The following is a 23,536-nucleotide window of genomic DNA, read 5'->3' as shown; positions in this document are numbered from 1 at the left end:
ACCCCAGCGGGGCTATAGGTCGGCTTGGAGAGCGACGCCAGCAAGGCCCGGGCGGGACGCCGCGCCATGCCTCTTGACATAAAGACATAAAGATATCTTTATATGACATATGAAGCTCAGGGCGGGCCAGGCTGTCGATGTGCTGCGCGCGGCGGGCGAGCCCACGCGCCTGCGCATCCTGGCGCTGCTCGCGCGCGAGGAGCTGGCCGTCCTCGAGCTCTGCCGCGTCCTCGACCAGAGCCAGCCCCGCGTCTCGCGCCACCTGAAACTGCTCGCCGAAGCGGGCCTCGTCGAGCGCTTTCCCGACGGCGCCTGGGTGTTCTACCGGCTCGCCGGAGGGGGGCAAGCGGGCGAGCTGGTTCGCGAGGTGCTGGCCAGGCTCGATGTGCGCGACCCGGCGCTGGTGCGCGACGCTGATCGGCTCACGGCGGTGTTCGCCGAGCGGGCCGCCGAGGCCTCCGACTACTTCGCCCGCAACGCCGCCCGCTGGGACGAGATCCGTTCGCTCTATGTGTCCGAGGTCTCGGTCGAGTCGGCGATCCTGCAGGCGGCCGGGCCCGGTCCCTATCGCCGGCTCGTCGACCTGGGCTCCGGCACGGGGCGGATGCTCACCCTCTTGGGTCCGCGGGCCGAGACCGCGCTTGGCCTCGACCTCTCGCAGCAGATGCTGAACATCGCCCGCAACCACGTCGCCGAGGCCCGCCTGGAAGGCTGCGAGCTGCGCCACGGCGACATCTTCGGCACGCGGCTGCCGGATGGCTGGGCTGACCTCGTGGTGGTTCACCAGGTGCTGCACTATCTCGCCGATCCCGCCGCCGCGGTGAAGGAGGCCGCGCGCATCACCGCGCTCGACGGCAAGCTGATCATCGTCGACTTCGCGCCGCACAGGCTGGAGTTCCTCCGCGAGCAGCACCAGCATCGCCGGCTGGGCTTCTCCGACGCCGAGATGCGCCGCTGGCTGGGCGCCGAGTCGCTGGCGAACATCGCCGTCGAGACCCTGCCGCCCGCCCGCGAAGCGGGGCTCACCGTGAAGATCTGGACGGCCGAGCGGGCGGCCGCCGGCCGAAGGGTCGCCGCATGAATCCCTCCGACACAGCGTTGGGGCCGGTCGCTCGCGCCGGCGTGGGCGGCGCGCCCAGGCCCCGGGTCTCCTTCGAGTTCTCGCCGCCCAAGACCCCGGAGGCGGAAGACAGCCTGTGGGAGGCGATCCGAAGGCTGGAGCCGCTGCAGCCTTCGTTCGTCTCGGTGACCTACGGCGCGGGCGGATCGACGCGCGATCGCACCCACCGCACCGTCGTGCGCATGGTGCAGGAGACGGCGCTCAAGCCCGCCGCGCACCTCACCTGCGTCGAAGCGGCCCGCGAGGAGGTCGACGAGGTCATCCGCGATTACTGGGCCGCCGGGATCCGCCACGTCGTCGCCCTGCGCGGCGATCCGCCGGGCCAGATCGGCGGCCGCTACGCGCCGCGCCCGGACGGCTACAACAACGCCACCGAGCTCACCGCGGCGATCCGCGCCGTCGCGCCGTTCGAGGTCAGCGTCGGCGTCTATCCGCACGCGCATCCCGAGAGCGGCTCGCTCGAGCGCGACATCGAGGTGCTGAAGGCCAAGGTCGATGCCGGCGCCACGCGCGGGATCACCAACTTCTTCTTCGATCTCGACAATTTCCTGCGGTTCATGGACCGGGTGCGCAAGGCCGGGGTGACGATCCCGATCGTGCCCGGGATCATGCCGGTGACCAACTTCAAGAGCCTGAAGCGCATGGCCGGCCCGATCGGCGTGCCGCTTCCGAACTGGCTGGCCAATCTTTTCGAAGGCCTGGACCAGGATCCTGAGACGCGCCGCCTGATCGCCGCCTCGGTCGCCTCGGAGATGTGCGCCAGGCTGGCTGAGGAAGGCTTCCGCGACTTCCACTTCTACACCCTGAACCGGGCGGAGCTCACCTACGCCATCTGCCGGGTGCTGGGCGTGCGCGAATCCCCGAAGGAACCGAAGGAGGCGGCGGCATGACCCGGGCCGAACGCATCGCCGCGCTGAACGCGGCCGCCAAGGATCGCATCCTGATTCTCGACGGCTCGTGGGGCGTGATGATCCAGAAGCAACGTCTCGCCGAGGCCGACTACCGGGGCGCGCGGTTTGCGGATCATAGGTTGCCGCTGAAGGGCGACAACGACGTCCTGTGCCTCACCCGTCCCGACATCATCGCCGGCCTGCATGACGCCTATTTCGCCGCCGGCGCGGACATCAGCGAAACCAACACCTTCTCCGCCACTTCGATCGCCCAGGCCGAGTACGGGCTGGAAGCCGCGGTGCGCGACGTCAACTTCGAGGGCGCGCGGATCGCCCGCGAGATCGCCGATCGCTGGACCGCGAAGGAGCCGGACAAGCCGCGCTTCATCGCCGGCTCGATCGGGCCGCTCCCGGTGATGCTCTCGATGAGCTCCGACGTGAACGATCCGGGCGCGCGCAAGGTCACGTTCGATCAGGTCTATCAGGCCTATCTCGAGCAGGTGCGCGCGCTGCACGAGGGCGGGGTCGACCTGTTCCTGATCGAGACCATCACCGACACCTTGAACTGCAAGGCCGCGATCAAGGCGATCCTGGACCTGCAGGACGAGGGCTATGAGCCGCTGCCGATCTGGATCTCCGGCACCATCACCGACCGCTCGGGGCGCACGCTCTCGGGCCAGACGGTGGAGGCGTTCTGGAACTCGGTGAAGCATGCGAAGCCCTTCGCGGTGGGCCTGAACTGCGCGCTGGGGGCCGAGCTGATGCGGCCGCACATCGCCGAGCTCGCCCGCATCGCCGACACCCTGGTCTCCGCCTACCCGAACGCGGGCCTGCCCAACGCCATGGGCGAGTACGACGAGACCCCGGACCAGACCGGCCATCAGCTGCACGAGTGGGCCGAGGCCGGCATCGTCAATATCCTGGGCGGCTGCTGCGGGACCACGCCGGAGCACATCCGGCACGTGGCCGACGCGGTGCGGGGCCTGAAGCCGCGAGCAGTGCCCGAGCGGGCGACGGCGCTGCGCCTCGCGGGCCTGGAGCCCTTCGAGCTCGCCTCATGAGCACGGTCCACGCGCGGCTCGACGACAAGCTCATCCGCTTCATCATGGCCCAGAGGATATTCTTCGTCGCGACGGCGCCCCTGGGGGCGGACGGGCACGTGAACGTCTCGCCGAAAGGCTACGACAGCCTGGCGGTGATCGACGAGCGGACGATCGCCTACCTCGACCTCGGCGGCTCGGGGGCGGAGACCTTGGCGCACGTGCGAGAGAACGGCCGCATCACCCTGATGTTCTGCGCTTTCGAAGGGCCAGCCAACGTGTTGCGGCTGCATGGACGCGGGCGGGCGGTCACGTTCGGCGAAGCGGGGTTCGCGCAGCTCAAAGCCCTGTTCTCCACCTTCGAGCGGGCGCGCGCCGTGATCGTCGTCGACGTCGACCGGATCGCCGACAGCTGCGGCTGGGGCGTGCCGTTCTTCGAGTTCAAGGGCGAGCGCGAACAGCTGAAGCGCTACGTGGACCATCGCCCGTTCGCGGAATGGGCCGAGCGAAGGTACGCATCGGACGCCCTCTCCATCGACGGCCTGCCCGCGCTGGTGAGGCCGGAGTGACCCAGGCTGCAGGACGTCCCCGCGTGGCGGTGCTGATGGACGAGAACACCTCCAGCGGCGGCACGCGCTACGAGGCGGCGAAGGGGTATTTCGCGGGCGTCCTGCGGGCCGGCGGCCTCGCATTCGGCGTGCCGTACGAGCCGGCGACGGTGGGCCCGGTGCTGGAAGGGTTCGACGCCCTGATGACCGTGGGCGGCCGCTACGCCATGCCCGCCGACTGGTACGCCGGCGCGCCGGCCGCCTCGCCGCAGGCGGATAGGCTGGTCGTGGAGATCGCGCTCGTGCGCGGCTTCCTCGGCGCGGGCAAGCCGGTGCTCGGGATCTGCGCCGGCATGCAGGTGCTTGCGGCGCTGAACGGGGCGAAACTCACCGCCTCCGTGCCGGACCACAACGACAAGGGCCGCACGCACGAGGTGCGCACGGTGGCCGGCACCCGGCTCGCGGCGCTGGTCGGCGAGCGGCTCACGGTCAACACCTTCCACAACGAGGCCGTCGTCGAGCCGGGCGGCTGCGTGGTCAGCGCGCGGGCCGCCGATGGGACCGTCGAGGCGATCGAGCTGGCGGGCGCCGGCTTCGCCCTGGGCATCCAGTGGCACCAGGAGCTGCTCGAGCCCGACCACCCCGGCGCGGGGGTGTTCCGGGGGCTGGTGGCGGCGGCATCCTCCAGTTCGTCGCGCAGGCGGGCCAAAGCGAGCTGATGCGCCCCACCTTCATCAACATCGGCGAGCGGACGAACGTCACCGGCTCGGCGCGCTTCCGCAAGCTGGTCGCGGACGGGGACTATCCCGCGGCGCTGTCGGTGGCGCGGCAGCAGGTCGAGGCCGGCGCGCAGGTCCTCGACGTCAACATGGATGAAGGCCTGCTGGACTCGGTCGCGGCGATGCGGACGTTCCTCAACCTGATGGCGGCCGAGCCGGATATCGCCCGCGTGCCGGTGATGATCGACAGCTCGAAGTGGGACGTGATCGAGGCCGGGCTGAAGTGCGTGCAGGGCAAGGCGATCGTGAATTCGATCTCGATGAAGGAAGGCGAGGAGAAGTTCGTCGAGCAGGCGAAGAAGTGCCTGCGCTACGGCGCGGCGGTCGTGGTCATGGCGTTCGATGAACAGGGGCAGGCGGATACCGCGAGCCGCAAGGTCGCGATCTGCGAGCGCGCCTATCGGATACTGACCGAAGAGATCGGATTTCCGCCGGAAGACATCATCTTCGATCCGAATATCTTCGCCATCGCCACCGGGATCGAGGAGCACGACAACTACGCCGTCGACTTCATCGAGGCGACCCGGCGCATCAAGCAGATGCTCCCCCACGCGCGGATCTCGGGCGGGGTCTCCAACGTCTCGTTCAGCTTCCGCGGCAACGAGCCGGTGCGCCGGGCGATCCACTCGGTGTTCCTGTACCACGCGATCGCCGCCGGCATGGACATGGGCATCGTCAACGCCGGCGAGCTGCCGGTCTACGACGACATCCCCGCCGAGCTGCGCGAGGCGGTCGAGGACGTGGTGCTGAACCGCAAGTCGGCCAAGACCCCCAATCCGACCGAGCGGCTCCTGGAGCTCGCGCCCAAGTACAAGGGCGGCAAGCAGGAGGCCAAGGGGCCCGCGCTCGCCTGGCGCAGCCTGCCGGTCGAGGCGCGGCTCTCCCACGCCCTGGTGCACGGGATCACCGACTTCATCGAGGCCGACACCGAGGAGGCGCGCGCCAAGGCCGAGCGCCCGCTGCACGTCATCGAAGGCCCGCTGATGGACGGCATGAACGTGGTCGGCGACCTGTTCGGCTCGGGCAAGATGTTCCTGCCGCAGGTGGTCAAGTCGGCGCGGGTGATGAAGCAGGCGGTCGCCTACCTCTTGCCGTTCATGGAGGCCGAGAAGGAGGGCAAGCCGCGCGAGCACGCCGGCAAGATCGTCATGGCGACCGTCAAGGGCGACGTCCACGACATCGGCAAGAACATCGTGGGCGTGGTCCTGCAGTGCAACAACTACGAGGTGATCGACCTTGGCGTGATGGTCCCGGCCGACCGCATCCTCGACGAGGCCGAGCGGCAGGGCTGCGACCTGGTGGGCCTCTCGGGCCTGATCACCCCCTCGCTCGACGAGATGGCCTTCGTGGCGGGCGAGATGCAGCGCCGCGGCTTCACCGTCCCGCTGCTGATCGGCGGAGCGACGACCTCGAAGACCCACACGGCGGTCAAGATCGCGCCCCGCTACGAGGCCGGCCCCACCGTCTATGTGCTGGACGCCAGCCGCGCCGTGGGGGTGGTCTCGAATCTGTTGTCGGCGACCGAGAAGCCGAAGTTCCTGGCCGACACCGCGGCCGACTACGAGAAGGTGCGCGCCGCCTTCGCCCGCGGCCAGGGGACGCGCGCGCGCGCCGCGCTCGCCCAGGCGCGGGCCAACGCCTGGACGCCCGACTGGGCCGCCTACGATCCGCCGAAGCCGACGTTCACCGGGACCCGCACCTTCGCCCCCTACGAGCTGGCCGACCTCGCCCGCCACATCGACTGGACGCCGTTCTTCGCGAGCTGGGAGCTGGTCGGCCGCTACCCGGACATCCTCGAGGACGACGTGGTCGGCGAGGCGGCGCGCGAGCTGTTCCGCGACGGCCAGGCGATGCTGGCGAAGATCATCCAGGAGGGGCTGCTGGAGGCGCGCGGGGTCGTGGGCTTCTGGCCGGCCAACGCCTGTGGCGACGACATCGTGCTCTTCACCGACGAGACCCGCACCGCCGAGCTCGCCCGGCTGCACACGCTGCGCCAGCAGATGCTGAAATCGGGCGAGCAGAGGAACATGGCGCTGGCCGATTTCGTGGCGCCGGTGGGGACCAAGCCCGACTGGATCGGCGGCTTTGCGGTCACCGCCGGCCACGGCGAGCTGGAGCTGGCCGCCGAGTTCCGCGCCAAGGGCGACGACTATTCGGCGATCCTCTCCACCGCCGTCGCCGACCGGCTGGCCGAGGCCTTCGCCGAGGCCCTGCACCGGCGCGTGCGCACCGAGCTCTGGGGCTACGCCCCCGACGAGCCGTTCGACGTCGAGGCCCTGATCGCCGAGAAATATCGCGGCATCCGCCCCGCCCCCGGCTACCCCGCCCAGCCCGACCACACCGAGAAGCTGACCTTGTTCCGCCTGCTTGACGCCACCGCCGCCGCCGGCATCGAACTCACCGAGGGCCTGGCCATGACCCCGCCCGCGGCGGTCTCGGGCCTCTACTTCTCGCACCCGGAGAGCTTCTATTTCGGCGTCGGCCGGATCGAGAAGGACCAGGTGGAGGACTACGCCCGCCGGAAGGGCTGGACGCTCGCCGAGGCCGAGCGCTGGCTCGGGCCGGTGCTGAACTATGGGTAGGGGTCACATCGGCTCGTCACGCGTCTCTTTCGTTGAGAGGTCTGCTTGCGATGCGGATCCGCAGCGGAGCCTCGAACCTCCTATTCCTGGCGCGGAGCCAGCGGGGAAAATCGACCCATTCCGCGCGATGCTCTATGGGGCCAAGCCCTTCAGGAAGATCCGCGTCACGCGCCGGACGTGCTCGGCGATGATCTCGTCGGTCAGCGCCGGCGTCATGCCGGTGCTGAGCCGCAGGCTCCATTCGCCCTCGGCCATGGCCACGAACAGGGAGGCGAGCTCGAACGGATCGTCGTCGAAGGCGATCTCCCCGCGCTCGCGGCAGCGCAGCAGGTAGTCGACAAAACGCCCCCGCTCCTGGCGAATCGCCTGGCCGGCCAGCTCCAGGGCGCGGTCGCCGGCCGCACCGGCCGCCATCGCCTCGCTGAGCGGGGCCATCTCCAGCATGAAGCGCAGGATGTCCTCGGCGAGCACCGGCAGGACATGGCTGGCGGAGGGCTCTTCCGTGGCGGCCAGGGCGGTGCGGGTCTTCATCCCCCCAAGCCGGCTCTCCAGCAGGGTGGTGAACAGCCGCTCCTTGTCGCCGAACCAGGCGTAGAGCGTCTCCTTGGAGGCCCGCGCGCGCTGGGCGATGGCGGCCATGCTGGCCCCGCCATAGCCCTTGGCCGCGAATTCCGCGAAGGCGGCGTCGAGGATCTCCCGCCGCCGCGCCTCCTTGGCCGTGGTCTCGCCCGCCGCGCCACCCATCCGGTCTCGCTCCGCGCTTGATGCCAGAGGCTCTGTTCCGGCCCTTGCCTATCAGATGCAGCCGGGTTATCAAGCCGTACCGAACGGTACGGTTCGGTACGAAAGCGGGTGAGATCGGCCATGCATCAAGACCGGACCTATGCGGTCACCGGCGCCGCCTCCGGCATCGGGGCGGCAACGGCGCGGCGCCTGCGCGAGGGTGGGGGCCGGGTGATCGCCTGCGACCTCCACGACGCCGACGTGACCGCTGACCTCGCCACGCCGGAGGGCCGAGCGGCCCTGGTGGAAGAGGTCGGCCGGCTCTGCGGCGGGCGGCTCGACGGCGTGGTCGCCAACGCCGGCGGCGGCATGCCGGACATCCACCTGGCGCTCAACTTCTTCGGCGCTGTCGCCACGCTCGAGGGCCTTCGCCCGCTGTTGTGGCAAAGCCCGGCGCCGCGCGCCGTCGCCACCTCCTCGATCGCGTGCCTGCGCACGCCCGACCCCACGGTTCTGGAGGCGTGCCTGGCGATGGACGAGCCCGCGGCCGTCGCGGCCGGCCGCGAGGCGTTCAGGCTGGACGACCCGCTGGCGCTCTACGGCGCCGCCAAGCTCGCGCTGAACAGCTGGTGCCGGCGCACCGCGATCGAGCCGCCGTGGGCCGGGGCGGGCATTCCGCTGAACGTCGTGGCCATGGGCTTTTTCGACACGCCGGCCGCGGCGCCGATCTTCGCCGACCCGGACCTGCGCGCCCAGGCGGCCGCGATGGTCCCGCTGGCGGGCGTCTTCCCCGGCCGCCCGGACCAGGCCGCTGCAGCGCTCGCCTGGTGCGTAGGGGCCGAGAATTCGGTGATGACCGCTCAGGTCGTGTTCGTGGACGGCGGCGCCGAGCGCCGCGCCTTGGGAGCCCCGTGATGCCAACCACGCCTTCGCGGCGCGCGCGAGCCGCCGCCTACCTCCGCGCCCACGGCGCCAGGGCCGCCTTGGAGATCGTCGCCAACTTCGCCCTGCCGTTCGCCATCTACAGCCTGACCCGCGACGACCTGGGCGATGTTCGGGCGCTGATGGCCGCCTCGGTCCCGCCACTCATCTGGTCGATCGCGGAGTTCGTGCGGGCGCGCAAGGTCGACGCCATCGCCCTCCTCGTGCTGGCGGGCATCGCCCTGTCCTTGCTGGCCTTCGCCGGCGGCGGGGGCGTCAAGGTCCTGCAGCTGCGTGAGAACCTCGTGAGCGCTGTTGTCGGCCTGGTATTCCTGGGCTCGGCCGCGATCGGCCGGCCGCTGATGTACTTTCTGGCCCGCGCCGGCGCGCGCCGCCGGGCGAAGGACCCCGCGGCGATCGAGGCGATCAGCGCAGACCCCGCCTACCGCCGCGCCATGACGGTGATGACCCTGGCTTGGGCGTTCGGGTTGATCGCTACGAGCGCCATCAACTGCACGCTCGTCTTCCTCATCTCGATCAAGCTCTTCCTGCTGGTGAGCGGCCCAATCAGCTATGGCGCGATCGCCCTGCTCACCGCCTGGACCTTCTGGTACGCGCCCCGCGCCCTTCGCCGCGTCATGGCGCAGGCGGCGGAGCATCAGGCCAGCGCCTGAGCTCCGGGTTGCAAGCCCCGTCGGCTGGGCTGTCCGGCCGCTGGAACGGCTGTTCCGCTCGGCGGGCGTGAGTGCGGCGGCCGCCCAGCTAAGGGTGGATAGGCGGTCCTTCGTCGGCCACGACCATCGCTCTCGCCGAGCCCGGCCCGGCAGCTTTACGCGGACGCGACAAATCCGCGGATGGGCGAGATCGGCTCGTGGATCTTGCGCACGAGCAGGTCGGACTCCGGCGCGCCGCCGCGCAGTCGGGCGAGCCAGTCCTCCGGATCGAACTCCACCCCGACCGGATTGAGACCCATCTGCTCGCTGCGGATGAATGCGTTGCACGCGTCGCTGGAAAACGCGTCGACCTGGAACTCCATCTGATTGCCGTCCGGGTCGGCGTAGTACATCGAAGCCGTGAGGCCATGGTGTACGCACCAATAAGGCGCGATGCCCCTCGCCTTCAGCTCGGAGTAGTTCTCCAGCAGATCCGTAATCGATGCGTCGGTGTAGGCGACGTGGTCGACACCGACCTTCCCGCGTCTGTCGGTGTCAGGCGTTCCATTCGGATCAATCACCGCCAGGTTGATAAAGGCGAACCTGTGATGCTCGTCATCATAGGTCAGGAAGGCCATGACGGGATTCTCATGCTGCACCTTGGCGCCGAACACCGTCTCATACCATCCGATCATCTCTTCGAAGCGGCGGGTGCGATAGACGACGTGGGCGAACCTGATCGGCTTGCGGGTCATCGTGAGGTTCCTGTGCTGAACTCTGCTGTTGAGCGTCTTTTACGGGTGCGCAGGTCTACATGGAAGGGCTTCACTTTAGAGATTTGGCCGCCTGCGGCAAATCCGGAATGCGGCCCGTGAGCGGCGGCCGCGGCCGCTAGTCCAGTTCGACGGCCACTTCGTTGCGGCGCAGCGGCGGGAGCGTCCAAGGGGGATCGTAGAACCAGCCGACGGGGGCGCCCTTGGTCCGCCAGCCGTGGGCCGCGGCCTGCTGCAACAGGATCCGGGTCCGGGATTCGACGGCGGCCGCCGAGCGGCTGCCGGTGAAGCGGAGGACGGCGTAACGGGCGGCGGGCTCCTGGCGCACGCGCACTTCGGGGTCGGCGGGCTGAGGCAGGGTGTCCAATGTGTACCTGGCAGGCATGACAAACTGGATTTTCCATGCCTTCCCGCTCGGGGCCTGGACCACCGGCGATGTCATGGCGATCTGCTCGCCCCCGCGCTGGACGACCGGCGAGGTCATGGCGACCTCCTGATGGCCGCGATTGGCGCCGAAGATGTAGGCGGCGACCCTACGGAATCCCGCGTTTCGCGCCGCCTCCGCGTTCCCCATGACTGTGGTCTCGGCGACGATGCGGGGCGGGTATTCGCGCAGCTCCAGCGGGCCGGCCTTCTGAAGCGTGCGATATTCCGGCTGCTCAACGCCCGCGCGGACGCCGACGGTCTGGACAGCGGATTCGAGCGCGAGCACGAGGAGCTGCCACGGGTTCATGGAAGGTCCCCGTGTCGGTCAACCGCGCGGCGAGGCGACGTCGCCATGTGCTGAATGTCCGGTCCGTGGGACGGAGCGTAGCACCGCTCCTGGCGGATTGCAGACAATTCGCGCTGCGCCGGCCGGAGGCCTCAAGGACGGCTCATTGGCCGCGATCGGCGTCGTCCGCGACCGCTACTCCGTGGCGAAAGACCATTTCGCCGCCCAGCCATCCCGTGAACAGCAGGATGGCGACCACGATCGCCGACAAGACCAGCCCGGTCGGCAGCACCGCTGCGTCGCCCCCTCGGAGGTGGAGCACGAAATTGACCAGCGACAAGACAACTGCCGAGACATTCCCGATCATATGATGCCAGGCCGCCTTGAGCGTCCGGATTTGTCGACTGCCCAGGAAGTCCGTCAGGCCGGCGATCGCAGCCAACGCCGCCATGACCAGTCCGGCGCCGAGAAGCCACGTTGAGGCGACCGCCCAAATCGTCGCAGCGGTTCGCCAGTAGGCGATGTCCGTGGCCAGGGCTGCAGTGAAGAACGTAATCGGGAAATTCACCAGCATCGGGTGGATGGGATGCCCCCCAATGACCGCGGTGCTCTTGGGATGAAGCGAAGTCATTGGTCTGTCTCTTCCATGCGGCAGAGCTTCGGCGGCTTGCGCAGGCGAGGTTGTTCTCTGACTGGTTGGATATCCGTTTGCCGAAGCTCCACGCTCATTTCGGATTCGGAGCTTCGCCTGCGAGGAACAGCAGACGGATCGAAGATGTTCCATCGGTGGCGGCATCGCGGCGAGGGTAGGCTGCTAACGGCGCCGGGTCTTACACGGGCTGCGGGGCTGGAGGCTGCTTCAACATGTCGGCCTCCGGACCGAGGCGCTGGGAAGAGCCGCCCTTGACCGTCTCGAGGTTGGCGTGCAGCGGCCGGTGCACGTAGGGAAACAGCAGGCCGGCGACAAGGCCCCAGGTCAGGAAGGCGACCAGAAACCCGACCGCGGCGTCGCCCCCCGCCATCGCCGACCTCTGGATCAGGGGAAGGGTGACGACCGGCGCGGCGATCCAAAGGATGAAGCCGTAGGCGAGTCCTATGAGCCAGCCGGCGCGCCGGTCGTTCGCAGCCCGTTGGAAGACCGCGCCGTACAACAGCCCGGCGAGGATGCAGGCCGCGAGCATGAGCACCGCGGTCCATGACCTCGACGTTCGAAAGACGTCGTCGACGAGCACGCGGAACGAGCCGAAGCCCACGAACACCAGGCCGCCGGGAACGCTCGCCAGCAGGCCGGTGATCGCGCCCGCCAGCATGGGGCGCTGCGTCGGACCGGGGTCGTAGCCGTGGGCGCGCACGAAGCTGATCATCGCAGGAGCTCCTTCAGCGCGGGGCACTCCCGAATCGCCGGCTCCTCGCCAAAGGTGTCGATCAGATGCTTGTAGGCCTGCGCAACCGATCTCGGGTCACGATTGAGATCGAACAGGCCGACGGGGTTCACGTTGCCGAGCGCCTTGGTAAGGCCGATATCCCAGTCGACCTGGTCCGTGAGGCTGTACCAGGTGAAACCCACGACCGGCACGCCGGCGGCCTGGATCAGGCGAATGTTGTACCATTGACGCCATAACCAGCTCGGCGCCGCACGCGCGTCCATCACGTTGGTCTCGGTGTGCATCATCGGGCGCCGGTAGCGTTCCCAATATTGACCCGCGACCACGTACCAACCGAAGAGCTCGCCGAGCGCTTGCGGGCGCCCTTCCGTATCGATGAGCTGCTCATTCCAGAGATAGTAGTCGATGCCCAGTATGGCGCGCCGCGGCGTCTCCTGGGCCATGAACCAGTGGTACTCGTCGTCCGGCATCCCTTGATCGCGCAAATAGCGGCGCATGGTCTCGTCGACCGGATGTGCGTAAAGCAGATCGAGCGTCAGGAAGCGCCGCTGGTTTTCGAAGTTTGCGATCCGAACGATCTCGGGCTCGGGCGAGGCGGCCTGGTAGAATTCACCGCTCTCGCTGTTCGCGAACACCGCATCGGGGCGCTCCCGCAAGATCGCCTGCATCATCAGGATATTGCTCTTCGCCAGGTGGCGCACCGCAGTCAGGAAGGACCGCTCATCCTGTCGCTGCTCATTCCAGGCGCCATTCAGCGCGCTGAGCTTGGCGCAGACATACATCTCGTTGACCGGTGTGTAGAAGCGGACCCAGGGATATCGCTTGGCGAAGGCGGCGGCGTAGGCGCAGAGCGCGCCAGGCGCCTCGGGGTTCTGGAAATTTCCCAACCAGTTCGGCAGGCCGAAATGGCATAGATCGATGATCGGCGTGATCCCCAGTTCGCGCATCGCCGCCATGACCTGGTCGGTGAAGGACCAGTCGTAGCGCCCTGGACCCTGAAAGGTCAGGTGCAGGGGCGGCCCGTAGCGCAGGTGACTGAGCCCCAGTTCCACGCATAGCTGAAAGTCGGTCTGCCAGCGCCGATAGTGGCCTGTCGCCGCCATCTGGTCGCGGCGCCAGCGACCGCCCTCGATGGTCGGGTAGCTGCACTCGATGCCGGTGGCGAAGATGAAGGCGCTCTCTGGCCGCGACGGCACTTTACGTGGGGGCGCTCGCCTCCTCTTTCGCGCGGGCGTAGGGGGTCTTGGCCGGTCGGCGGGATAGCCGACGGGGCGGGTGTAGAGGGCGCCCATGACCGCACCGAAGACGAGGTGGCCGAGCAGCAGACCGCCTCGCTGACGCCAGCTTGTCTCGGCCACCAACTGCCAAGGGCGGATGTGCAGGACTCTCGCGGAGCCGTGCATCGCCTGGAGCTGCGGATAGACGACGAGTATCGCCAGCGCCGCCGGAATGAGCGCGAAGACGAGCCCCTGCCACACCGGTCGCCAGGCCAGTACGGACCAGAAGAAGTAGGCATAGAACACCGCCCAGATCACCCCGACCAGCGTGTGCAGGAGCAGTCCGGCTGTCCACCACGCCCAGGTGGGCCCGTCAGGAACCACGACCGAGCCCAGGGCCCGGACGATGTCGACCAACGGCAGGCCGGCGAAAAGCAGCAGCCGCAGCACGATTTCCCACGCGATCGCCCCCGCCGCGCCGGCGAGGATAGCCTTGTGGATTGAAACGATGCGGATCACTGCGTCAGCGCCATTCGCGCGGCCGCAGGAACATCGGCGTCACGGCGTTGCACTTGATACGGACGGGGAGGGCCCGACGCGTCGATGACGTCGACCCGGCGCCGACAGGAAGCGCCCGGATGGCCCCCCTGATGGTCATCGAGTCGATCTTGGCGATTGAAGCTGCCGCACGCGCCACGGCCGCGATCGGATTTCAACTCGGGTATGTGGTGGAAGGCGAGTGCGACGGCTCCGGCGTGGCCGGCTCGGCTAACTGCACAGGGACATGACGCTTGCGGTAGGCGGCCACGAGGGTCGGGACGATCTGACCTTTCCCCACCTCCTGCGCCATGTGTTGCACGCCATGCACGAGATCCGTCGCCGCCGTCTTGACGAAGGCGCGCGCCTGGCCGGCCCGCAGCGCCGGCGCATCGGCCCGATAGACACCGTGAGCCGGCTCGACCCCGACGCCGGTGTCATAGACGAGCTTGCCGCCAAGATAGGCGGTGTAAGCCACGATCCCGATCCCGGCCACGCCGACGCCAAGGTAGACGGCGCTGGGCCGCCGATTCATGGCGCGCCAGATCGCCATCCCCGTGGCCGCGAGGGTCGCGGCCAGGTTCAGGTTGCGATGGGTCATCAACATCTCGCGAGACTCGCCCTCGACATTGACCTCCTCCCCGGCGATGAGACCGCTGGCGAGCGCGCCCAGCGCGCCGACCGCCGCGACGCAGATCGCCTTCTGCCCGAACGAGAGAAGCCCCCGGTTGCCGGCCGCGCGTCCGAGAACGTCCGCGCCGACCGCCAGCGGCAACAGCGCGATAGGAAGATGGACGATGGCGGGATGCATCTGTTGAAGGCGAATAGCCATTTGGGCGGCTCCTGGGGTGATCCTCGAGGGCGTCGAGCGGCGCTCCGTGGGCGGGAATGAGGGTAGGCGATCAACCAGACCGGTGAGCTGAGGATGTGCGCTTCAGGGGGCGACCCAGCAGGAGGTCCCTCAGGACGACGGCGTCATTGTGGACCTCGTCATGGGCGGAATAGACGAGGGTGATCGGGTGCTTTCGCGCCAAGGCGCGCAAACTGCTCAACAGTTCGGGATGCTGGCGGAGCTCCGCGGCGTAGCGTCTGCGGAATTCCTCCCAGCGGGCCGGATCGTGCCCGAACCACTTCCGCAAGGTGGTGCTGGGGGAGATGTCCTTCTCCCAGCGGTCCAGGGCCGCCTCGGCCTTGGAGACGCCACGCGGCCACAGTCGATCAACCAATATCCGCGGGCCGTCATTCTCCGCCGCGGGCTCATAGGCGCGCTTGAGCTTCACATTTGCTGCGGCGATTTGGCTGCTCATCGGCATCGCCCAAAATGATGTCGCCGCGACATCCCTGGATGCGCCATCGACATTGGATCGAGATCCAGGTGCGCCAGAATCCAGGCGCGCCAGAGCCCATGGTCTGAAGTGATCGGCGGGGAATCCGGTTCCGCGGCGGGCTCATGAAAATATATCGGAACGCGAGAGGATTTGGCGGGTTGCATCCCTACGTCTCCGGCCCTACGTCTCCGGCGCAGCCGGGAGGCGCTTTGCCAGGAACCTCCGTGGTCGACCCGGACCTCCGATGTGCGTCGCGTCCGCGCCTTCAACGGCCAGGGCTCAGCCCGCCGAATCCGTACGTGCGGCGCCATGAGCGTTCCTCCCGATTGAGCGAGGCGACTTCGCTGAGAACGGGTGCAGACAAATGTCAGAAAACGATGGCGAGCGGATCGCGCTCGATGCAGTTCGGCAACTGGAACAGGTCCGCCGTATCGCGATCCGCAAGAACGACGCGGACGCCATGGACCGGATTCTCGACGAGAAGTTCATCTACATAAACAGCGATGGGACGCTTTACGACAAGCACACCTATACGGCGGCGGTGCGCTCCCACGAGCTGACCTATTCCGGCGACTTCGACCTGACCGAGACCGACCATCGCGTGGACGGCGATGTGATCATCCTGGTTGGCATGATGCTGGGTCACGCTCGCCTGGCCGGCGACCAGCAGGTCTATCACCTCCGGAACATGCGGGTCTGGCGCGCGCGCGGCTCCGAATGGAAGCTCCTGGCCTGGCAGTCCTCCCAATTGATGCGCGCGCCGACATACTCGCCGCCGCATCCTCTCTGAGAGCCGCGACCACCGGCGACATCCCCTCAGATCGGCATTCGATAGCCGTAGAACTCGTGGTCCTCGTTGTAGCCGCCCTGGCCGGCGCCCAGGTGGGCGAAGTCGCTCACGAACTCGATCGCCGCGATCCACTTGACCATCTTGAAGCCCAGCTCGTTTTCGCAGCGCAGCCGGAGGGGCGCACCGTGCAGGACGCTGAGGGGGCCGCCGTTCATCTCGTAGGCGAGGAGGGTCAGGTCGTGGCGCATGTTGAACAGCTGGTGGACGTCGTAGTAGCGCCCGCCGTCCGCGCCGTCGGCGAAGGAGTAGAAAACCGCGTAGCGCGCCCCCGGCGTCGGCCGAACGAGATCCAGGATGTCGCGCATCGGAACGCCACCCCACTTGGCCACGCCCGACCAGCCCTGGATGCAGAAATGGTTGGTGATCTGCTCCTGTTTGGTCATGGCCTTGAGGTCCGCCAACGAAAACTCCCGGGGAGCCTCGACGAGGCCGCTGATCCGGAGGCGATAGGAGACGAAGTCGTTCGCCAGCAGGGCCTCATACTCCGCCGACGTCGGCATGGTGCCGTTCGGCCAGAAGAACGGCGAAATGTCCTTCTCGGTGAGCTGCGAGCGGGGATCGCCGTGTTCGGCCAGGGCCTTCAGCCAGCCGATCATGAAGGCTCCCGTCCGCTGCACCAGCCGGGCATGCCTGAGCGTGAACGGCGAGGCGAGGATCCAAGCGGCCGCCAGGATGGCCATCGCCACCAGGAACAGCGGGAGCCCGGCCCAGGAATTGTTCTCGACGCCGGCGAACATGTGGTTGGTGTTCTCTCGCAGGCCGGTGACGAACACCATGATCCCGTGCGCCAGGATGAAGGCGACGAACCACGCGAAGGAGATGAAGTGGACCGACCGCATCGCCTGTCGGTTGAGGAGCCGGCCCAACCCGCCCAGTCGGTTGGAGATCGCGGGGCTCTGCATCAGTCCCGTGAGGATCGAGACCGGCGCGGCGACGAAGACGGTGACGAAATAGCTGAGCTGCTGAAGGCCGTTGTAGCGGGTCCAGCTGTGGTCGACCGGGAAGTTCAGCGACGCATATTGGATCGCCGTCGATAGCGCCGCCGGAAAGACGCCCCACGTCAGCGGCACCAGCCTGCGCCATTGATCGGTGGCGAACAACAGGACGTAGAAGAGCACGCCGTTGATCACCCACAGCAGGTTCATCGAGAAGTGCCACCAACGGGCGAGGCCCAGCGAATGGCGCACGCCGGGAATGCCCAGCCACGCCGGGATGGTCACGGAATCGTCCTTCGAGGTCCAGATCCGGCCCTTGGGAACGGGCTTCTGGAAGCGGAACCAGTCGGTCCCGGGCGTGGAATCACGCTTCCAATAGAGCCTTGGGTGATCTGCCAGGATTTGCATGCCCGCCCGGATGATGAAGAGCATGAAGACCATGTTGGCGAAGTGCTGAAGCTGCAGCCACCAGGGGAATCCGGAATCTATGGATGGAGCGCCCTGGGCGATGCCCGGATTGGCCTTGATGAACGCCTGCACGCCAGGAAGTTCACGCAGGCTCTGGGCGATGGCGATCAGCACGACCAACCCGGCCGCGCCCAGCGGCAGAGCCCATAGCACGCTAATCCAGCGCCGTCCGAAGCGCACGCGCGGGACAATGCCTTCTTGTGGCGGAAGCCAGTGGGTGAGGAGCAGGCGGTCGTCGGCGCCGCTGAGGGCGGTTTCCAACGGCTCAGGCGTCGCGAGCCTCGTTGGGTCGTCGGTCATGGCCGTTCGCCTTCCGGTCGATCAGCCGCCTCGGTCGGACTTCGCCTGGCGGCGCAAGCGGCTGAGCGCCGCGCCCAGGTGCATGGCGACGTGATCTGTCTTGCTGCTCTTGATCTCGTACTGCGGCGTCTCGGGGCTCGCGTGATGGGTGTGGCCCTTGTAGTCGACGTCGCGGGTATGCACCGCGATGATCGTGCCGCTGACGCGCCCCGCTTCGGAATTCCAGCTCACCCGATCGCCGACCTTGAACCGCTCAGCCATCGCGGTCCGCCTCCTCCTCCGCATCTTCTGTTCGGAAGCACCCGGCGCGCTCGATCAAATCGATCATATGGGAGGCGGCGTGGATCGTCAGAGGATGGTGCGTGCAACCCGGCCTTGGCGAGATGTAGGCGGCCATCTCGCGGGCGACCGCGATCTGGCGATCGGGGCCCTCGGCGAGCAGGGCGATCACCAGGTTTTCCAGCGCAATCACGCGGACCCGCAGCTGCACGAGCTCGGCATTGGTCAGCCGTGGGTCTTCGACCAGGCGCGGTTCGCTAGGTATCGCGCCTTCTTGCGGCCCGTCGCGAAGGGCGCCCCCTTCGTCATCCCACCTCGACAGCGCCTGTTCGCGCAACTGCAGGGGATCTGCGAAGCTGGGCTTCTCGCCAGGCATGAGGACCCCTTCGTAAATGTCGTGAGACGAGGTTGCTGAAGCGGTGTACACGAAAACAAGGGAACGGTCGGGCCCTGGCTGCGGTTCAGTTTTCCTTGAACGCCGCTACAACGGGACCGCGTTCGGCCAGCGCCGCCCTACACTCCAGTTCACAGCTCGGGGGGCGCGTCAGAGTTGGGGCGAAGCGACGATGATCGTCGAGTCCTCGGACCAGGTCGCCCGTTTCACGCTGCTCAAGCGCTTTCCGGTGCCGCGAAACTTCAAGGTGACGCCGGAATCCCGCATCGAGAAGGGCCGGACGTGGCCGGCGCCTCCGGGCGCATCGCGGATCAAGACGTTCGAGGTCTATCGCTACGACCCGGAGCGCGATGGAAATCCGCGTATCGACACCTTCGAGGTGGACCTCGACGACTGCGGGCCGATGGTCCTCGACGCGCTCATCTGGATCAAGAACAAGGTGGACTCGACGCTCGCCTTCCGCCGCTCCTGTCGCGAGGGCGTCTGCGGATCGTGCGCCATGACCCTGGACGGGACCAATTGGCTCGCCTGCACCCGGTTCATCTCCGACATGAGCAAGCCGGCGACGATCTATCCGCTGGCGAACCTGCCGGTCATCAAGGACCTCGTCCCGGACACGACCCATCTCTTCGCCCAATACGAGATGATCGAACCGTGGCTCCACGCCACGACGCCGACGCCGGAGAAGGAACGCCTTCAGTCGCCGCAGGAGCGAAGCCAGGTCGATGGCTACTACGAATGCATTCTCTGCTTTTGCTGCACGTCCGGCTGCCCGAGCCATTGGTGGAATGGCGATCGCTTCCTCGGTCCCGCCGTCCTGCTGCAGTCATGGCGCTGGTTGGCCGACAGCCGCGACGAGGCCAAGGAAAAGCGCCTCGACACCCTCGAAGACCCATTCCGCCTCTATCGGTGCCACACCATCCTCAACTGCACCCGGACCTGTCCCAAGGGCTTGAACCCGGGCAAGGCCATCGCCGAGATCAAGAAGATGGTCGTCGAGCGGGAGGGCTGACCCGTGAATTCAAAGCCGAGCATTTCGGACGTGACGGTCGCGCGGCGCCGGCCGCTGTCGCCGAATATCCAGATCTACCGGCCGCAATTGACGTCGGTCCTGTCGATCGCCAACCGGATCACCGGCGTGGTCTTGAGTCTCGGAGCCGTTGGCTTGGTCATCTGGCTGACCGCGGCGGCCATGGGGCCACGAGCCTACGGCGCGGTACATGGCGTCGGCTCCTCCTGGGGCGGCCGGATCGTGTTGTTCGGCTTCACCTTCGCCTTCTTCCTGCACCTGTGCGGCGGCATCCGCCACCTGGTCTGGGACACCGTTCACGGTTTCGAGCTGCGGTCGATCTACATCTCCGGATGGGCGGTCGTCGGGGGCAGCGTGGCGCTTACAGTGGCGGCCTGGACGGTCAGCTTGCTCTTGGCGGGATAGAACGGTGGACAGCAGGGATATGCGCTCGCCCCTGGCGCGGGCCGAGGGACTTGGCTCGGCCAAAGGCGGCGTCAAGCACTGGTGGGCGGAGCGGGTTTCCGCCGTCGCCCTTGTGCCGCTCACGGTGTGGTTTCTGGGCTCGGTCATCGCCCATGCCGGAGGCGACTACGACGCGGTCATCACGTGGCTGAAGACGCCGCTCGCCAGCCTCGCGATGATTGTCCTTCTGCTGGCCCTCTTCCACCACACGGCGTTGGGCCTCCAGGTGGTGATCGAGGACTACGTCCACTCGGACGCAAGGTTCGCGGCGCTGATTGCGGTTCGCCTGGGCTGCCTCGCCCTCGCGTCCGCCGGTATCGTGGCCACCCTCCGCATCGTCTTCAGCCCGTGAGCGGCGACGCGAGCCGGATCCTACCCTAGCGCCTCTCCGTCGCCGTCGGCGGGGGATTGGCCAACAAACTCTCTACCCGCCGCGTGACCTCGACGATCATCGCCGCGTGGGTTCCCGAGAGGCCCTTCTCGATCGCATCCTCATCGTCGATGACGCAGGCGCAGAAGGACAGGTGGACCGCTTGATCGACCTGAGTCTCCAGGGCGACCCCTGGCGCTTCCCTCCGTAGCTTGAGCGTCATCACGACCGCGGCCTCGATCACTTCCGGGTTGATCGACTCGCCGTATTCATGGGTCATTGCGCGTCCTCACGGCTCACATCCCGTCGCCTGGCGACGGCGTCGTCATGCATATGAGGGCTTCAACACGACGCACCCAGCTCCGCCGTATCGGACGTTCGGCGCTCCCCAAATGTCTGGCGCCGGGCGGAATGTCCGCTCCTGGACGCCCGCGCCGGTTGATCGACACGGCCGCGGCGCCGCCCTAGAACATCGGTATCGGCAGACGGCGCCGGGGGAGCCTTCATGCGGATGAGACTGGCCGTCGCCGGATTGCTGCTGGCCTGCGCGGTGGCGCATGCGCCGGCCGCCGCCGCCGGGCCCCCAACCCATGCCTATCCGCCCAGCCGGGGCCGCCCCAGCCTGGAAGGAACCTGGACGGCGAACATCATCCTCTCGATGGAATCGACGCCCGAAACGCCGGATCTGGTCGTCTCCGAGGCCGAGGCGAAGAAGATCGCGGCAAGCGTGGGCGGGAAGATATCGAAGATCTTCGAGGCGACCCTCGACCCGGAAGCCCCGGCCGACATCGCCGCCAGCGACGGCCTGCCGATCGTGCGCGGCCAGCGGCGCACGCGCGCCGTGGTGCTGCCGGCCGACGGCAAGCTGCCGCTGACCGCCGCCGGGCGCGCCGAGCTGACCGCGCACGCCAAGCCCAGGAGCTTCGACAATCCGGAGGACCGCTCGCCCGACGAGCGGTGCCTGTTCGGCCTCGGCGTGCCGCCGCTCACCAGCTTCGTCTTCGAGAACGCGCTGCAGATCCTGATCACGCCCGGCTTCGTGGTGCTGCACACCGAGTATGGCGACGAGGTGCGGATCGTGCCGCTGCGCGGTCCGCACCGCCCGAAGGCGGTCGCCTGGAGCCTGGGGGACTCGGTCGGCCACTGGGACGGCCCGACCCTGGTCATCGAGACGGTCGGCCTGCCCGACTCCGAGCGCAAGCGCGGGTTCCCGAACTACCTGGTTCCGGGCTCGGCGACGGTGATCGAGCGCCTGACGCCCATCTCGGAGCGCGAGCTCCTCTACCAGTTCACGGTGGTCGACCCGAAGACCTACGCCGCGCCGTGGCTGGCGGAGTTCTCCTGGTACCGGACCGACCAGCCGGTGCACGAGCACGCCTGCCATGAAGGCAACTACTCGCTCGCCAATGAGCTCGCCGGCGCCCGGTACGAGGAATCGCGGGCGCGCGCCGCGGCGGGGGGGCATTGAGCGGTCGCTCCCCGATTGAGCATAGGCGCCGGCCCTCCATTGACGCCGCATTTCCGCACTGCCGCAGCTACCGCCGCAGCCGGAAGATGATCGGAATCTCCACTGTCCCGCTGCCTGTGTCCCCGCTTGCGTGGGGATGAGCGAGGGAGGATGCGGCTCAGCCCGCCCATGGCGCGCAGCGCAGCGATGCGCTCGGCGGTGGTGGGGTGGTTTAGCCGGTAGAGGGTCTCGAGCCGGCCCGCAGGCGGGCGGGCGTGGGCGCAGGCGTCCGAGCGGGCGATCATGGCGGCGGCGGCCGTGCCGCTGCCCGCGACGTGGACGCCGAAGGCGTCGGCGCGGCGCTCCGCGAGCGCCGCCAGCGCCGCGATCAGCCAGGCCCAGGCCGCGAGGTGCGGGGGCCTGCGCCTTGCGCCTGCCGCCAGGACCGATGTCGCCCCCATGCGTCACCTCCCACGCGCAGGGGGATCACGCCACGCAGGCCCGGGCCAGTTAAGGATCGGCACGGTGGAGACTGCGGCGTCGCTGATCGCGGCGAGCCGTAGGCTCAGCGGGGCAGGGTGAGGCCGATGATGACGACGGCCGCGAAGACCGCCGCGGCCATGAGGATGAGCTGCAGGCTCGACATGCCGGCCCGCGCCGTCGCCGCCGCGGCCGGCGCGCCGTCGGGGCCGCCCGCCGGGACGTTCGGGGCGGCCGACTGGAGCGCGCCCGGGCCTGCGGCGGCCGTGGCCTCGGTCAGCAGGCGGTTGGCGCGGAGCGTCATCTCCACTCGCTGCATGACCATCAGTCCGAGCGCGAAGGCCAGGAACAGGCTGGTCACCACCTTGACCGTCAGGTGCAGCGCACCGGCCTCGCCCACCAGCAGGTAGCGAAGGCCGTAGCGCAGCGCGATGAGGCCGATCAGGAACACCGCGCCGGCCGACGAGGTGCGGGCGCTGAGCGTCCCCAGGCCCGGGTGGACGATGATCTCGATGGTCTTGCCGCGCCACCAGCCGAGCATGCCGCCGATGGCCGCGCCGGCGATCAGCCACAGCCACTCGAGGCCCTGCGGCGGCTGGGCGGCGATGACCAGGGCGCCCAGGCCGATGTAGAGCAGCGGCCCGATCCACAGCCGGCCCATGTCCAGCGGCCGCGTCTGGCCGGTGAGCGCGCCCATCCGCGCCACCCGCCACAGCATCAACCCCGCCACGATCACGACGCTGACCAGCGCGCCGCTCGACAGATGACCTGGATCGCTTCCCACAACGCACCCCCGCCCGTTGCTGTTCGGCCCCGGATGATGAGCGAGGCGGGTCGCCGATGCAATCCAGGCCCGCGAGGCGGGGTCAGTCCAGCAGCTTCTGCATGAAGTAGCGCGGGAAGATCGGCGGCGGGCCGTCGATCTGGCCGAACAGCGTGAAGCCCAGCTGCTCGTAGAACGGCCGCGCCTGGAAGGCGAAGGTGTCGAGCCACATCTGGCGGCAGCCGCGGGCGCGGGCCTCGGCCTCGGCGCGTCGCATCAGCTCGCGGCCGAGCCCGTGGCCGCGCGCCTCGGCCGGCGTGATCACCAGGCCGATGTAGAACGAGCCCCACAGCGAGGCCGCCCAGAGCCCGCCGCGCACGGCCGGGTCGCCGTCGGCGGTGATCTCCAGGGCGAACGGCGCCCCCTCGGCGTCGCCCACGGCGGCCTGGTTGAAGGCCAGCAGGTGGGCCCAGATGGCTTCGTGGGCGCGGACCGGATCGGCCGCGCGGGCGATGGCGTAGGTGGTCATGGCGCCTCGTTCTAAGGCGCCCGGCGGAGCGGCGGAACA

27 protein-coding genes are annotated in these 23,536 nt (G+C 68.4%); 13 read left to right on the top strand and 14 right to left on the bottom strand.

The features are described 5' to 3' along the window. Positions 1–109: 109 nt before the first annotated feature. From Q0W60_RS03325 to metH, 6 genes are read left to right on the top strand one after another with little or no spacing between them, the layout of a single operon-like run. Positions 110–1,081: a metalloregulator ArsR/SmtB family transcription factor gene (locus Q0W60_RS03325; protein WP_297692548.1), complete on the top strand. Its 972-nt coding sequence runs from the start codon at positions 110–112 to the stop codon at positions 1,079–1,081. Next, positions 1,078–2,010, top strand: a complete 933-nt coding sequence (gene metF / locus Q0W60_RS03320) for a methylenetetrahydrofolate reductase [NAD(P)H] (protein ID WP_297692546.1) — start codon at positions 1,078–1,080, stop codon at positions 2,008–2,010. Before Q0W60_RS03325 ends, metF begins: the two co-directional genes overlap by 4 nt. Continuing rightward, a complete protein-coding gene (locus Q0W60_RS03315) occupies positions 2,007–3,071 on the top strand; it encodes a homocysteine S-methyltransferase family protein (protein ID WP_297692544.1) in 1,065 nt (354 codons plus the stop codon). Before metF ends, Q0W60_RS03315 begins: the two co-directional genes overlap by 4 nt. Next, complete coding sequence (locus Q0W60_RS03310; protein ID WP_297692542.1) at positions 3,068–3,619, top strand: pyridoxamine 5'-phosphate oxidase family protein; 552 nt, start codon at positions 3,068–3,070, stop codon at positions 3,617–3,619. Before Q0W60_RS03315 ends, Q0W60_RS03310 begins: the two co-directional genes overlap by 4 nt. Beyond that, complete coding sequence (locus Q0W60_RS03305; RefSeq protein ID WP_297692540.1) at positions 3,616–4,317, top strand: gamma-glutamyl-gamma-aminobutyrate hydrolase family protein; 702 nt, start codon at positions 3,616–3,618, stop codon at positions 4,315–4,317. The genes Q0W60_RS03310 and Q0W60_RS03305 overlap by 4 nt, the downstream gene beginning before the upstream one ends. Further along, positions 4,317–6,959 carry a methionine synthase gene (metH, locus tag Q0W60_RS03300; protein ID WP_297692538.1) on the top strand — a complete coding sequence of 881 codons (2,643 nt, stop codon included), beginning with the start codon at positions 4,317–4,319 and terminating at the stop codon, positions 6,957–6,959. The genes Q0W60_RS03305 and metH overlap by 1 nt, the downstream gene beginning before the upstream one ends. 132 nt (positions 6,960–7,091) lie before the next feature. Here metH and Q0W60_RS03295 read toward each other — a convergent pair whose 3' ends face one another. Continuing rightward, positions 7,092–7,703: a TetR/AcrR family transcriptional regulator gene (locus tag Q0W60_RS03295; RefSeq protein ID WP_297692536.1), complete on the bottom strand. Its 612-nt coding sequence runs from the start codon at positions 7,701–7,703 to the stop codon at positions 7,092–7,094. Positions 7,704–7,823: 120 nt separating this feature from the next. Between Q0W60_RS03295 and Q0W60_RS03290 the strand changes: the two genes are divergently transcribed. Both Q0W60_RS03290 and Q0W60_RS03285 read left to right on the top strand, forming a co-directional pair. Further along, entirely contained in the window at positions 7,824–8,597 is a 774-nt protein-coding gene (locus tag Q0W60_RS03290; RefSeq protein WP_297692534.1) for an SDR family oxidoreductase, read from the top strand. Further along, entirely contained in the window at positions 8,597–9,277 is a 681-nt protein-coding gene (locus tag Q0W60_RS03285) for a VC0807 family protein (RefSeq protein ID WP_297692532.1), read from the top strand. Before Q0W60_RS03290 ends, Q0W60_RS03285 begins: the two co-directional genes overlap by 1 nt. A 155-nt stretch (positions 9,278–9,432) precedes the next feature. Here the strand turns inward: Q0W60_RS03285 and Q0W60_RS03280 are convergent, their stop codons facing one another. From Q0W60_RS03280 to Q0W60_RS03250, 7 genes are all read right to left on the bottom strand, one after another. After that, positions 9,433–10,011, bottom strand: a complete 579-nt coding sequence (locus Q0W60_RS03280) for a VOC family protein (RefSeq protein ID WP_297692530.1) — start codon at positions 10,009–10,011, stop codon at positions 9,433–9,435. A gap of 136 nt (positions 10,012–10,147) precedes the next feature. Further along, on the bottom strand, positions 10,148–10,762 hold the full coding sequence (locus Q0W60_RS03275) for a heme-binding protein (RefSeq protein WP_297692528.1): 615 nt from the start codon (positions 10,760–10,762) through the stop codon (positions 10,148–10,150). A 142-nt stretch (positions 10,763–10,904) separates the two neighbouring features. Beyond that, positions 10,905–11,372: a DUF2231 domain-containing protein gene (locus Q0W60_RS03270; RefSeq protein WP_297692526.1), complete on the bottom strand. Its 468-nt coding sequence runs from the start codon at positions 11,370–11,372 to the stop codon at positions 10,905–10,907. Positions 11,373–11,571: 199 nt separating this feature from the next. Continuing rightward, positions 11,572–12,105 carry a hypothetical protein gene (locus Q0W60_RS03265; RefSeq protein ID WP_297692524.1) on the bottom strand — a complete coding sequence of 178 codons (534 nt, stop codon included), beginning with the start codon at positions 12,103–12,105 and terminating at the stop codon, positions 11,572–11,574. Further along, positions 12,102–13,862: a family 1 glycosylhydrolase gene (locus Q0W60_RS03260; protein WP_297692522.1), complete on the bottom strand. Its 1,761-nt coding sequence runs from the start codon at positions 13,860–13,862 to the stop codon at positions 12,102–12,104. Before Q0W60_RS03260 ends, Q0W60_RS03265 begins: the two co-directional genes overlap by 4 nt. A 193-nt stretch (positions 13,863–14,055) precedes the next feature. After that, the gene (locus Q0W60_RS03255) at positions 14,056–14,691 is read right to left on the bottom strand and encodes a DUF2231 domain-containing protein (protein ID WP_297692520.1); all 636 of its coding nucleotides are present in this window, start codon (positions 14,689–14,691) and stop codon (positions 14,056–14,058) included. A 91-nt stretch (positions 14,692–14,782) separates the two neighbouring features. Beyond that, positions 14,783–15,187, bottom strand: a complete 405-nt coding sequence (locus tag Q0W60_RS03250; RefSeq protein WP_297692518.1) for a DUF488 domain-containing protein — start codon at positions 15,185–15,187, stop codon at positions 14,783–14,785. Positions 15,188–15,572: 385 nt separating this feature from the next. Between Q0W60_RS03250 and Q0W60_RS03245 the strand changes: the two genes are divergently transcribed. Next, on the top strand, positions 15,573–15,998 hold the full coding sequence (locus Q0W60_RS03245) for a nuclear transport factor 2 family protein (RefSeq protein ID WP_297692516.1): 426 nt from the start codon (positions 15,573–15,575) through the stop codon (positions 15,996–15,998). Between the two features lie 26 nt (positions 15,999–16,024). Here Q0W60_RS03245 and Q0W60_RS03240 read toward each other — a convergent pair whose 3' ends face one another. From Q0W60_RS03240 to Q0W60_RS03230, 3 genes are read right to left on the bottom strand one after another with little or no spacing between them, the layout of a single operon-like run. Further along, the gene (locus Q0W60_RS03240; protein ID WP_297692515.1) at positions 16,025–17,761 is read right to left on the bottom strand and encodes a molybdopterin-dependent oxidoreductase; all 1,737 of its coding nucleotides are present in this window, start codon (positions 17,759–17,761) and stop codon (positions 16,025–16,027) included. 21 nt (positions 17,762–17,782) lie between these two features. Then, the gene (locus Q0W60_RS03235) at positions 17,783–18,022 is read right to left on the bottom strand and encodes a DUF2945 domain-containing protein (protein WP_297692513.1); all 240 of its coding nucleotides are present in this window, start codon (positions 18,020–18,022) and stop codon (positions 17,783–17,785) included. Continuing rightward, positions 18,015–18,416, bottom strand: coding sequence for a hypothetical protein (locus Q0W60_RS03230; RefSeq protein WP_297692511.1), 402 nt, complete (start codon positions 18,414–18,416; stop codon positions 18,015–18,017). Before Q0W60_RS03230 ends, Q0W60_RS03235 begins: the two co-directional genes overlap by 8 nt. A gap of 190 nt (positions 18,417–18,606) precedes the next feature. Here Q0W60_RS03230 and Q0W60_RS03225 point away from each other — a divergent pair, with 190 nt between their 5' ends. From Q0W60_RS03225 to sdhD, 3 genes are read left to right on the top strand one after another with little or no spacing between them, the layout of a single operon-like run. Beyond that, positions 18,607–19,446: a succinate dehydrogenase iron-sulfur subunit gene (locus tag Q0W60_RS03225; RefSeq protein WP_297692509.1), complete on the top strand. Its 840-nt coding sequence runs from the start codon at positions 18,607–18,609 to the stop codon at positions 19,444–19,446. 3 nt (positions 19,447–19,449) lie between these two features. After that, entirely contained in the window at positions 19,450–19,869 is a 420-nt protein-coding gene (sdhC, locus tag Q0W60_RS03220; RefSeq protein ID WP_297692507.1) for a succinate dehydrogenase, cytochrome b556 subunit, read from the top strand. Positions 19,870–19,873: 4 nt separating this feature from the next. Then, positions 19,874–20,260 (top strand): succinate dehydrogenase, hydrophobic membrane anchor protein, encoded by a 387-nt coding sequence (gene sdhD / locus Q0W60_RS03215; RefSeq protein WP_297692505.1) that lies wholly within the window; start codon positions 19,874–19,876, stop codon positions 20,258–20,260. Between the two features lie 25 nt (positions 20,261–20,285). Here sdhD and Q0W60_RS03210 read toward each other — a convergent pair whose 3' ends face one another. Then, entirely contained in the window at positions 20,286–20,558 is a 273-nt protein-coding gene (locus Q0W60_RS03210; RefSeq protein WP_297692503.1) for a hypothetical protein, read from the bottom strand. A gap of 225 nt (positions 20,559–20,783) precedes the next feature. Between Q0W60_RS03210 and Q0W60_RS03205 the strand changes: the two genes are divergently transcribed. After that, entirely contained in the window at positions 20,784–21,746 is a 963-nt protein-coding gene (locus Q0W60_RS03205) for a hypothetical protein (RefSeq protein ID WP_297692502.1), read from the top strand. Between the two features lie 544 nt (positions 21,747–22,290). Here the strand turns inward: Q0W60_RS03205 and Q0W60_RS03200 are convergent. Both Q0W60_RS03200 and Q0W60_RS03195 read right to left on the bottom strand, forming a co-directional pair. Continuing rightward, positions 22,291–22,989 carry a CcdC protein domain-containing protein gene (locus Q0W60_RS03200; RefSeq protein ID WP_297692500.1) on the bottom strand — a complete coding sequence of 233 codons (699 nt, stop codon included), beginning with the start codon at positions 22,987–22,989 and terminating at the stop codon, positions 22,291–22,293. Positions 22,990–23,071: 82 nt separating this feature from the next. Next, positions 23,072–23,497, bottom strand: a complete 426-nt coding sequence (locus tag Q0W60_RS03195; protein WP_297692498.1) for a GNAT family N-acetyltransferase — start codon at positions 23,495–23,497, stop codon at positions 23,072–23,074. Positions 23,498–23,536 lie beyond the last annotated feature (39 nt).

This window comes from Phenylobacterium sp., from assembly GCF_025934275.1.
Classification (GTDB): Bacteria; Pseudomonadota; Alphaproteobacteria; order Caulobacterales; family Caulobacteraceae; genus Phenylobacterium.
Note: the sequence above shows the minus strand (reverse complement) of the source record. Positions and strands in the feature narration are given on the sequence as shown.